Origin of the sequence: Pseudoflavonifractor sp. An184 (assembly GCF_002160305.1) — a bacterium.
Classification (GTDB): Bacteria; Bacillota; Clostridia; order Oscillospirales; family Oscillospiraceae; genus Lawsonibacter; species Lawsonibacter pullicola.
Genome location: NZ_NFKI01000040.1, coordinates 17,672 through 26,914 on the forward strand (window position 1 = coordinate 17,672; position 9,243 = coordinate 26,914).

Here is a 9,243-nt window from a genome sequence, read left to right on the forward strand (position 1 = left end):
AAGGAGGTGTGCCACTATGATCAACAGACCCGATACCCGTTCTCAGCGCATTAAGCGCCACAAGCGTGTGCGTGCGAAAATCTCCGGCACGCCCGAGCGTCCCCGCCTGAACGTGTTCCGCAGCGAGACCAACATCTACGCCCAGATCATCGACGATGTGAGCGGCAAGACCCTGGTCTCCGCTTCCACCCTGGAGAAGGATTTCTCCTGCGAAGGCACCAAGACCGACGCCGCCAAGCAGGTGGGCGTCACCGTGGCCGAGCGTGCCAAGGCGAAGGGCATTGAGACCGTGGTCTTCGACCGCGGCGGCTATGTGTACCATGGCCGTGTCAAGGCTCTGGCCGAGGGCGCCCGTGAGGGCGGCCTGCAGTTCTAAGGGAGGAGGAAACGACAATGCCTAGATTTGAGAAACAACCCAGCGAGTACGTGGAGAAGCTCGTCTCTCTGAACCGCGTGTCCAAGACCGTCAAGGGCGGCCGCGTCATGAAGTTCGCCGCTCTGATGGTGGTGGGCGATGAGAAGGGCCGCGTGGGCTTCGGCACCGGCAAGGCCGCCGAGGTGCCCGAGGCTATCCGCAAGGGCATCGAGGACGCCAAGAAGAACATGATCACCGTGTCCCTGTCCGGCACCACCATCCCCCACGAGGTGCTCGGCTCCTTCGGGGCCGGCCGCGTGCTGATGAAGCCCGCCGCCCCCGGTACCGGCGTCATCGCCGGCGGCGCCGTCCGCGCCGTGCTGGAGGCCGTGGGAATCAAGGACATCTACACCAAGTGCCTGCGCTCCAACAATCCGCAGAACGTGGTCTCCGCCGCTTTTGAGGGCCTGAAGTCCCTGAGAAGCCCCGAGGAGGTCGCCCGCATCCGCGGCAAGAGCGTGGAAGAGATCTTGGAGTAAGGAGGGCACTCACAATGGCTAATCTGAACATCAAGCTGGTCAAGAGCCTGAACGGCCGCATCGCCAAGCACAAGGCGACCGCCGAGGCCCTGGGCCTTCACAAGATCGGCGACACCACCGTGCAGCCCGACAACGCGGCCACCCGGGGCAAGGTCGCCCAGATCGGCTACCTGCTCCAGGTATCCGAGGAAAACTAAGAGGAGGCGCGAGACAATGAATCTGCATGAACTCTCCCCCGCCGCCGGTTCCAACACCAAGGCCTACCGCAAGGGCCGCGGCAACGGCTCCGGCAACGGTAAGACCGCCGGCCGCGGCCAGAAGGGCCAGTGGGCCCGCTCCGGCGGCGGCGTCCGCGTGGGCTTCGAGGGCGGCCAGATGCCTCTGGCCCGCCGCCTGCCCAAGCGCGGTTTCCACAACATTTTTGCCAAGCCCCTGGAGGCGGTGAACGTCTCCACCCTGGACGCCAAGTTTGCCGACGGTGAGACTGTCACCGTTCAGGCTCTGCTGGAGAAGGGCATCCTGTCCAAGTGCCAGTACGGCGTCAAGATCCTGGGCAACGGCTCCATCAGCAAGAAGCTGACCGTCCAGGCTTCCGCCTTCTCCGCCTCCGCCAAGGAAAAAATCGAAGCTGCGGGTGGTAAGGTGGAGGTGGTCTGATATGATCAAGACCGTCCGGGACGCCTGGCAGATCCCGGAGCTGCGCCGCAAGATCCTGTTTACCATCTTCGCGCTGCTCATCTTCCGCCTGGGCGCCGCCATTCCGGTGCCTTATATCAACACCGCCGGTCTGGAGACCTATCTGAGCGCCCAGAGCGGCACCATTCTGGGTCTGATGAACGCCATGAGCGGCTCCGCCTTCTCCATGGCGACCCTGTTCGCTCTGAGCATTCAGCCCTATATCAACAGCTCCATCATCATCCAGCTGCTCACCGTGGCCATTCCCGCTCTGGAGCGGCTGGCCAAGGAGGGCGGCGAGGAGGGGCGGAAGAAGATCGCCTCCATCACCCGGTACACCACCGTGGCCATCGGTCTGATCCAGGGCTTTGGTTATTACAGCCTGATCAACAGCTACGGCCTGGTGGAGACCGAGGGCCTGCCCGCCATGTGGGTGGCCATCGTCATCATCCTGTCCTTCACTGCCGGCTCCGCCTTCCTCATGTGGCTGGGCGAGCAGATCACCGAGTTCGGCATCGGCAACGGCATCTCTGTGCTGCTGTTCGCCGGTATCGTCTCCCGGTTCCCCCACATGCTCCGGGATATGATCAGCGGCATTCAGGCCTACCTGAATCCCCGTACCGAGGAGCAGCTGGCGGCCATGACCGAGGTGGAGCGGGCGGCCTATGAGAACAGCATCCTGGCCCCCTGGATGATCGCGGTCATCGTCGTGGGCATGCTGGCTCTGGTGGTCCTGATCGTATTCATCTCCAATTCCGAGCGCCGCCTGCCGGTTCAGTACGCCAAGCGGGTGGTGGGCCGGAAGATGTACGGCGGCCAGTCCACCCACATTCCCATCAAGGTGAATATGGGCGGCGTCATGCCCATCATCTTCGCCCAGTCCATCGCCATGATCCCCGCCACCATCGGCGCCTTTGCCGGGTGGACCACGGAGAGCGGCGGCTTCGGCGGCACTCTGATGATGCTGTTCGATACGGCGAATCCTTTTTACAGCGTGCTGTATTTCCTGCTCATCGTGGGCTTCAGCTACTTCTATGCCACCATGCAGTTCAACCCCGTGGAGGTGGCCAACAACCTGAAGAAGAACGGCGGCTTCATCCCCGGCTTCCGTCCGGGCAAGCCCACTGCCGACTTCATTCTGAAGGTCCTCAACAAGATCACCATGTTCGGAGCCCTCTACCTGTCCATCGTGGCCATCGCGCCCATCATCACCGGCAACCTGTTCGGGTACAGCTCCCTGGCCATCGGCGGCACCTCCATCATCATCGTGGTGGGCGTCGCCCTGGAGACCACCAAGCAGATGGAGGCCCAGATGCTCATGCGGCACTACAAGGGCTTCCTGGAGTAATGGGAAGAGAGGCGTTATGGGTATGAAGTTGATCCTGCTGGGCGCCCCCGGCGCGGGAAAAGGCACCCAAGCGGAGATCCTCAGCGCAAAGCTGGGAATCCCCACTATCTCCACCGGCAACATGCTCCGTGCCGCCATTCAGGAGGGAACTCCTGTGGGTCTGGAGGCCAAGAGCTATATGGACGCGGGCAAGCTGGTCCCCGATGATGTGATCATCCGCGTGGTGAAAGAGCGCATCGGGCAGCCGGACTGTCAGAGCGGCTTCATTCTGGACGGGGTGCCCCGCACCATCGGCCAGGCCGAGGCCCTCTCCCAGGCGGGGGTCTCCTTCGACCGGGTGATCTCCATTGAGATCAGCGATCAGGAGATCGAGGAGCGCATGGGCGGCCGCCGGGTGTGCAGCAAGTGCGGCGCCTCTTACCATTTGAAAGCACGTCCCACCAAGGTGGAGGGCGTGTGCGACGCCTGCGGGGCCCCGGTGGTCCAGCGGGCCGACGACAAGCCCGAGACCGTGCGGGAGCGTCTGCGCGTCTACCACGAGCAGACCGAGCCCCTGAAGGACTACTACCAGAGCAAGGGAACCCTGCGCTCGGTGGACAACCAGCCCACCATTGAGGCCACCACGGCCGTGATTCTGGAGGCGTTGGAGTCTTGAAGGGCATCGAAATGATTTCCATGAAATCTCCTCGGGAGATTGAGGCCATGCGCAAGGCCGGGCGGCTCACCGCCCAGGCCCGCGCTCTGGCCGGTTCCATGGTGGCCCCCGGGGTCACCACCCATGAGATCGACACCGCCGTCCGGCGCTTTATCGAGAGCCACGGCGGAAAGCCCTCCTTCCTGGGCTACGCCGGATTTCCCGGATCTGCCTGCATCTCGGTGAACGAGGTGGTGATCCACGGCATCCCGGGCCCCCGGAAGCTGAAAGAGGGCGACATCGTCAGCGTGGACGTGGGAGCCTATATTGACGGCTTCCACGGGGACTGCGCCGCCACCTACGCCTGCGGCGAGATCAGCGAGGAAGCCAAAAAGCTCATCCAGGTCACGCAGCAGAGCTTCTGGGAGGGTATCAAAATGGCCCGCAGCGGCTGCCGTGTCTCGGACATCGGCCATGCGGTCCAGGAGTATGTGGAGGCCAACGGCTTCTCTGTGGTCCGGGATTTTGTGGGCCACGGCGTGGGCCGCAATCTCCACGAGGCCCCCGAGGTGCGCAACTTCGGGCCCGCCGGCCACGGTCCCCGGCTCCAGCCGGGCATGACCATCGCCGTGGAGCCCATGGTGTGCGCCGGCGACTGGCAGGTGAAGGTACTGGCCGACAAGTGGACCACCGTGTCCCTGGACGGCTCCCTCACCGCCCACTATGAAAACACCATCCTCATCACTGAGGACGGCCCCGAGATCCTCACCGTCACCGAGGATGGAGCCTATGTCTGATCACAAAGGGCAAATCGTCCGGGCAACCGCCGGACGGGACAAGGAAGGCATCTTCTGCGTCATGGGTGTGGAAAAAGAGACCGGCCGGCTGCTGCTGGCCGACGGGAAGCGCCGGAGAGCGGCCCATCCCAAGGCGAAAAAGCCGCGGCATGTGGAGACGCTCACCCAGCCGGACCGCCCCTTTGACCACCCCGCCATCCAGAAGCTGAAACAAGGAGAACCGGTGTCGGACCGGGAACTGAGAAGGGCGCTGGCCGCCTTCAAGGAGGGAATCACGCTTGGCGAAAGATGATATGATCGAACTGGAGGGAGTCGTCACCGAGTCCCTTCCCAATACCACGTTCCACGTGGACATTGGCAATGGCCACATTATCCTGGCCCATATTTCCGGGAAGCTGCGGATGAACTTTATCCGCATCCTGCCCGGCGACAAGGTGACCGTTCAGATGTCACCCTATGATCTGACCCGCGGTCGGATCACTTGGCGGAGCAAATAATTCCGCCCGAAACCATTCACGACCGAGTCGTCCGGCTCTGTCCGGAAGCCTTGCCTTCCGAACCCCATCCCCCCGCAGGGGAGGCGGCCGCAGGCCGCCCCCAAAGCGAAGCCCAGCCGAAGGCGGGTTCGCTTTGGAGAGGAGGAGCGGCGGAATGAGCGAGCCTTCCCCGCCAGGGGGAGGCGAGGGATATGGAGCCCGCGACGACGAGGGGCCATTAAGGCATTCATCAGGAGGTTTTAACTATGAAAGTCAGACCGTCCGTGAAGCCCATGTGCGAGAAGTGCAAAGTCATCAAGCGCAAGGGCAAAGTCATGGTTATTTGCGAAAACCCCAAGCATAAGCAGAGACAAGGTTAATTGGAGGTGCTGTAAGAATGGCTCGTATTGCCGGTATTGACCTGCCGAGAGAGAAGCGAATTGAGATCGGCCTCACTTATATCTACGGCATTGGGCGCACCAGCGCCAACAAGATCCTGGCCCAGGCCGGAATCAACCCTGACACCCGCGTGAAGGACCTGTCCGAGGAGGACGAGACCAAGCTGCGTGAGATCATTGGCCACGAGTACACCGTGGAGGGCGACCTGCGCCGCAACGTGGCGATGGACATCAAGCGCCTGACCGAGATCGGCTGCTACCGCGGCGTCCGCCACCGCAAGGGGCTGCCCGTTCGCGGCCAGCGGACCAAGACCAACGCCCGTACCCGCAAGGGTCCCAAGCGTACCGTCGCCAACAAGAAGAAGTAAGGAGGGATAACACATGGCTGCGAATACCAAGGGTAAGAAAGTGGTGCGCAAGCGCCGCGAGCGTAAGAACGTAGAGAAGGGCCAGGTGCATATCCGCTCCTCCTTCAACAACACCATGGTGACTGTCACCGATCTTCAGGGCAACGCTCTGTCCTGGGCCTCCTCCGGCGGCCTGGGCTTCCGCGGTTCCCGTAAGTCCACCCCCTTCGCCGCGCAGACCGCCGCCGAGACGGCCGCCAAGGCCGCCATGGAGTACGGCCTGAAGACCGTTGAGGTCTACGTGAAGGGCCCCGGCGCCGGCCGTGAGGCCGCTATCCGCGCCCTGCAGGCCGTGGGCCTGGAGGTCACCCTGATCAAGGACGTGACCCCCGTCCCCCACAACGGCTGCCGGCCGCCCAAGCGCCGCCGCGTCTGATCTGGAAGAAGGAGGTTTTGACAGATGGCTAGAAATATGCAGCCCATTGCCAAGCGGTGCAAGGCGCTGAACCTGTCCCCCGCCGTCATGGGCTATGACAAGAAGACAACCAACCGCAACCCCAAGGGGCAGATGCGGAGAAAGCAGTCCGAGTACGCCATGCAGCTGACCGAGAAGCAGAAGGTCAAGTTTGTCTACGGCATCATGGAGAAGCAGTTCCATATGTACTATGAGAAGGCCAACCGGATGCAGGGCAAGACCGGTGAGAATCTGCTGACTCTCATCGAGCGCCGCCTGGACAATGTGGTGTACCGCCTGGGCTTCGCCAAGACCCGTCGTGAGGCCCGCCAGCTGACCACCCACGGCCACTTCACCGTCAACGGCCAGCGGGTGGACATCCCCTCCTACCTGGTGAAGGTGGGAGACGTCATCGAGGTCCGGGAGAAGAGCCGCGCCTCTGTGAAGTTCAAGGGCCTGGTGGGTGAGGACGCCCCCATGGTCACCACTCCCAAGTGGCTGGAGCGCGCCAAGAATACCCTCCAGGGCAAGGTCGTTGCTCTCCCCGTCCGGGACGACATCGACTTCCCCGTGGAAGAGCACCTCATCGTCGAGCTGTACTCTAAGTAAGAAATCAAGCCTGTGGGCCTTCGGCCTGTCCGAAGGCCCAGGGGCGTCTTTTCTCCGCGGGGGTCTCCCCTGCGGGTGCGCCCTGTTGAAGTTAGACTTAGACAACCCTCAGATATTGGTGAGCTGAATCAGACGGCGGGATACGCCGTCGCGAAAAGGAGGGTATCATAGCATATGGTAGAAATCGAGAAGCCCCGCATTGAATGCGTGGAGAATCCCGGCGACAGCTCCTATGGCAAGTACGTGGTGGAGCCCCTGGAGCGCGGCTACGGCACCACTCTGGGCAACTCCCTGCGCCGTATTCTGCTGTCCTCTCTGCCGGGCACCGCGGTGACCTCCATCAAGATCGCCGGTGTCCAGCACGAGTTTTCCACCATCCCGGGCGTGAAGGAGGACGTGACCGAGATCGTCCTCAACATCAAGAGCATCATCGCCAAGCTCCACTGTGAGGAGACCAAGACCGTCCACATCGAGGCCTCCGGCGAGTGCGAGGTCACCGCCGGCGACATCAAGGCGGACGCGGATGTGGAGATCCTCAACCCGGAGCTGCACATCGCAACCCTGGGCGCGGACGCCACCCTGTCCATGGAGCTGACCCTGTCCCACGGCCGCGGCTATGTCCCCGCCGACCGGAACAAGCCCGCCCAGACCATCATTGGTCTGATCCCCGTGGACTCCATCTACACCCCGGTCCGCAAGGTCAACTACACCGTGGAGAACACCCGTGTGGGCGACGCCACGGACTATGACAAGCTGACCCTGGAGGTCTGGACCGACGGGACCATCGACGCCCGGGACGCGGTCTCTCTGGGAGCCCGCATTCTGTGCGACCACTTCACCCTGTTTACCGACCTGAGCGAGACCATGGGCAGCCGCTCCACCGTGGTGGAGAAGGCCGAGACCCAGCGGGACAAGGTGATGGAGATGACCATCGACGACATGGACCTGTCCGTGCGCTCCTACAACTGCCTGAAGCGGGCCAACATCAACACGGTGGAGGACCTGTGCTCCAAGACCGAGGAAGAGATGATGAAGGTGCGCAACCTGGGCCGCAAGTCCCTGGAAGAGGTCATCAACAAGCTGGCTATGATGGGGCTGTCCCTGGCCAGCGACGACAGCAACAACTAAGCGCATATTGCGTGAGATACAGGCGGGGTTCTGAGGAGAGTTCCCTCTCCCCTCCCCTGCCGGGGGCAGCGAGGAAGGTATGTAACGTTCCGCTTCCCGTGCCGCCGCGAGGCGGTCCTTCGGGTGTCCCGGGCCCTGGCGCCCAATGAACGAATTTTTTAAGAGTGATCTCGCAGCGCGAGGTCGAAGGAGTGTTTGTTATGTCTATGAAGCATCGCAAGCTGGGCCGCACCAGCGATCAGCGCCGGGCTATGCTCCGCGCCATGGTTACCTACCTGCTGGAGAATGGCCAGATCAAGACCACCGTCACCCGCGCCAAGGAAGTGGCTCCTGTGGCCGAGAAGATGATCACCCTGGCCAAGAAGAACGATCTGCCCGCCTACCGGCAGGCTCTGGGCTACATCACCAAGGAGGATGTGGCCAAGAAGCTGTTCCAGGAGATCGGCCCCAAGTACGCCGACCGCAACGGCGGCTACACCCGCGTGGTGAAGATTGGCCCCCGCCGCGGCGACGCCGCCGAGATGGCCATTGTTCAGCTGGTCTGATCCGGCCGCTGACACAGGAAAGACGCAAATCCCGCCCCAAAAGGGGCGGGATTCGCTGAATCCCTGGCCAAAATGAAAATTTCCCCTTTACTTTTTGAAAAAACCTGCTATAATATCATAAGCAGGCTTTTGCCGAAAGACTGTGCATGGGCCCATAGCTCAGCTGGGAGCGCAAAGGGTTCGGTTTTCTGCCACATCTATTAATTTCATATTGCTTTATTCTTCTGTTCCGCTTTTGGAACTGTTGATTTGGGCCTATAGCTCAGCTGGGAGAGCAAAGGCGACATAACACGGGCCCAGGCACTCCAACAGATTGCACAATCTAAGTGGGTAAGATTTATTCAAACTAAACAAAGACGGGCTCGTAGCTCAGTTGGGAGAGCGTTCGGTTCGCATCCGAGAGGTCGAGGGTTCGAATCCCTTCGAGTCCACCACAAAAAGCCGTGAAATGTTGAGTTTCACGGCTTTTTTGTAACTTTTTTGAGGGAGTTATGGGCCTGTAGCTCAGGCGTTTCTAAGCTGTTTTCCAAAATGTTCCCCAGTTCGTTCGCATCCCTCTTCATTTTTTGCTTTGATGGTATCCTCCCTCGCCCTTTTTGGTCGGCAAGAAGCAGAACTTAACCACAGAAACGCGACATTCACATCCAAGCAATGTGTACAAAACGGTTCGCATCTCTTTTGTGAAAAATTCGTATAAACTTGTATTTATGCCAGGACTCTAATGGGAGCCTGGCTATTTTTGATTGGAGGTGTTCAATGTGAGAGAAAAATATTTTTTGGAGCTTTCTCGCCGCTTGCAAGAGCGAGGAATCGAATCATCTGTCATAGCGGACAAGCGGCTGGAGGTATTCCTCCACAGCCAGCCGGTTCTCTATGTGTCCCCGGCAAGCGACGTCTTCCTACTGCCAGCCGGTAGTCAAAACGAGGAGGCCAGTGAA

Annotated in this window: 15 protein-coding genes, 1 tRNA gene and 1 pseudogene; all 17 read left to right on the forward strand. The window is 61.1% G+C overall.

What is annotated here, in order from left to right; genetic code table 11:
• The first annotated feature begins 16 nt into the window (after positions 1–16).
• Entirely contained in the window at positions 17–376 is a 360-nt protein-coding gene (rplR, locus tag B5F19_RS12360) for a 50S ribosomal protein L18 (protein WP_087290910.1), read from the forward strand.
• Between the two features lie 17 nt (positions 377–393).
• Positions 394–894: a 30S ribosomal protein S5 gene (rpsE, locus tag B5F19_RS12365; RefSeq protein ID WP_087290912.1), complete on the forward strand. Its 501-nt coding sequence runs from the start codon at positions 394–396 to the stop codon at positions 892–894.
• Between the two features lie 14 nt (positions 895–908).
• Positions 909–1,091 carry a 50S ribosomal protein L30 gene (rpmD, locus tag B5F19_RS12370; protein WP_087290914.1) on the forward strand — a complete coding sequence of 61 codons (183 nt, stop codon included), beginning with the start codon at positions 909–911 and terminating at the stop codon, positions 1,089–1,091.
• 16 nt (positions 1,092–1,107) lie between these two features.
• Positions 1,108–1,551, forward strand: a complete 444-nt coding sequence (gene rplO / locus B5F19_RS12375) for a 50S ribosomal protein L15 (protein WP_087290916.1) — start codon at positions 1,108–1,110, stop codon at positions 1,549–1,551.
• Position 1,552: 1 nt separating this feature from the next.
• Positions 1,553–2,917 (forward strand): preprotein translocase subunit SecY, encoded by a 1,365-nt coding sequence (gene secY, locus B5F19_RS12380; protein WP_087290918.1) that lies wholly within the window; start codon positions 1,553–1,555, stop codon positions 2,915–2,917.
• 22 nt (positions 2,918–2,939) lie between these two features.
• Positions 2,940–3,572, forward strand: a complete 633-nt coding sequence (locus B5F19_RS12385; protein WP_087290929.1) for an adenylate kinase — start codon at positions 2,940–2,942, stop codon at positions 3,570–3,572.
• An 11-nt stretch (positions 3,573–3,583) separates the two neighbouring features.
• Complete coding sequence (gene map, locus B5F19_RS12390) at positions 3,584–4,348, forward strand: type I methionyl aminopeptidase (protein ID WP_087290931.1); 765 nt, start codon at positions 3,584–3,586, stop codon at positions 4,346–4,348.
• On the forward strand, positions 4,341–4,640 hold the full coding sequence (locus tag B5F19_RS12395) for a hypothetical protein (RefSeq protein WP_087290920.1): 300 nt from the start codon (positions 4,341–4,343) through the stop codon (positions 4,638–4,640). Before map ends, B5F19_RS12395 begins: the two co-directional genes overlap by 8 nt.
• The gene (gene infA / locus B5F19_RS12400; RefSeq protein WP_020989775.1) at positions 4,627–4,845 is read left to right on the forward strand and encodes a translation initiation factor IF-1; all 219 of its coding nucleotides are present in this window, start codon (positions 4,627–4,629) and stop codon (positions 4,843–4,845) included. The genes B5F19_RS12395 and infA overlap by 14 nt, the downstream gene beginning before the upstream one ends.
• 245 nt (positions 4,846–5,090) lie before the next feature.
• Complete coding sequence (gene rpmJ / locus B5F19_RS12405; protein WP_008982609.1) at positions 5,091–5,204, forward strand: 50S ribosomal protein L36; 114 nt, start codon at positions 5,091–5,093, stop codon at positions 5,202–5,204.
• 17 nt (positions 5,205–5,221) lie between these two features.
• A complete protein-coding gene (rpsM, locus tag B5F19_RS12410; RefSeq protein WP_087290922.1) occupies positions 5,222–5,590 on the forward strand; it encodes a 30S ribosomal protein S13 in 369 nt (122 codons plus the stop codon).
• Between the two features lie 13 nt (positions 5,591–5,603).
• A complete protein-coding gene (gene rpsK / locus B5F19_RS12415; RefSeq protein ID WP_087290924.1) occupies positions 5,604–6,005 on the forward strand; it encodes a 30S ribosomal protein S11 in 402 nt (133 codons plus the stop codon).
• 24 nt (positions 6,006–6,029) lie between these two features.
• Positions 6,030–6,632: a 30S ribosomal protein S4 gene (gene rpsD, locus B5F19_RS12420; RefSeq protein ID WP_087290925.1), complete on the forward strand. Its 603-nt coding sequence runs from the start codon at positions 6,030–6,032 to the stop codon at positions 6,630–6,632.
• Between the two features lie 174 nt (positions 6,633–6,806).
• A complete protein-coding gene (locus B5F19_RS12425) occupies positions 6,807–7,760 on the forward strand; it encodes a DNA-directed RNA polymerase subunit alpha (RefSeq protein WP_087290927.1) in 954 nt (317 codons plus the stop codon).
• Positions 7,761–7,966: 206 nt separating this feature from the next.
• A complete protein-coding gene (gene rplQ / locus B5F19_RS12430; RefSeq protein ID WP_087290933.1) occupies positions 7,967–8,305 on the forward strand; it encodes a 50S ribosomal protein L17 in 339 nt (112 codons plus the stop codon).
• A gap of 358 nt (positions 8,306–8,663) precedes the next feature.
• Positions 8,664–8,739, forward strand: a tRNA-Ala gene (locus B5F19_RS12435).
• A 324-nt stretch (positions 8,740–9,063) separates the two neighbouring features.
• A pseudogene (locus B5F19_RS17725) lies at positions 9,064–9,243 on the forward strand (hypothetical protein); the annotation flags it as partial.

Excerpts from the sequence above, each read along its gene's own strand:
- rplR (WP_087290910.1), top strand. The coding sequence starts at position 17 with ATGATCAACAGACCCGATACCCGTTCTCAGCGCATTAAGCGCCACAAG.
- rpsE (WP_087290912.1), top strand. The coding sequence starts at position 394 with ATGCCTAGATTTGAGAAACAACCCAGCGAGTACGTGGAGAAGCTCGTC.
- rpmD (WP_087290914.1), top strand. The coding sequence starts at position 909 with ATGGCTAATCTGAACATCAAGCTGGTCAAGAGCCTGAACGGCCGCATC.
- rplO (WP_087290916.1), top strand. The coding sequence starts at position 1,108 with ATGAATCTGCATGAACTCTCCCCCGCCGCCGGTTCCAACACCAAGGCC.
- secY (WP_087290918.1), top strand. The coding sequence starts at position 1,553 with ATGATCAAGACCGTCCGGGACGCCTGGCAGATCCCGGAGCTGCGCCGC.
- B5F19_RS12385 (WP_087290929.1), top strand. The coding sequence starts at position 2,940 with ATGAAGTTGATCCTGCTGGGCGCCCCCGGCGCGGGAAAAGGCACCCAA.
- map (WP_087290931.1), top strand. The coding sequence starts at position 3,584 with ATGATTTCCATGAAATCTCCTCGGGAGATTGAGGCCATGCGCAAGGCC.
- B5F19_RS12395 (WP_087290920.1), top strand. The coding sequence starts at position 4,341 with ATGTCTGATCACAAAGGGCAAATCGTCCGGGCAACCGCCGGACGGGAC.
- rpmJ (WP_008982609.1), top strand. The coding sequence starts at position 5,091 with ATGAAAGTCAGACCGTCCGTGAAGCCCATGTGCGAGAAGTGCAAAGTC.
- rpsM (WP_087290922.1), top strand. The coding sequence starts at position 5,222 with ATGGCTCGTATTGCCGGTATTGACCTGCCGAGAGAGAAGCGAATTGAG.
- rpsK (WP_087290924.1), top strand. The coding sequence starts at position 5,604 with ATGGCTGCGAATACCAAGGGTAAGAAAGTGGTGCGCAAGCGCCGCGAG.
- rpsD (WP_087290925.1), top strand. The coding sequence starts at position 6,030 with ATGGCTAGAAATATGCAGCCCATTGCCAAGCGGTGCAAGGCGCTGAAC.
- B5F19_RS12425 (WP_087290927.1), top strand. The coding sequence starts at position 6,807 with ATGGTAGAAATCGAGAAGCCCCGCATTGAATGCGTGGAGAATCCCGGC.
- rplQ (WP_087290933.1), top strand. The coding sequence starts at position 7,967 with ATGAAGCATCGCAAGCTGGGCCGCACCAGCGATCAGCGCCGGGCTATG.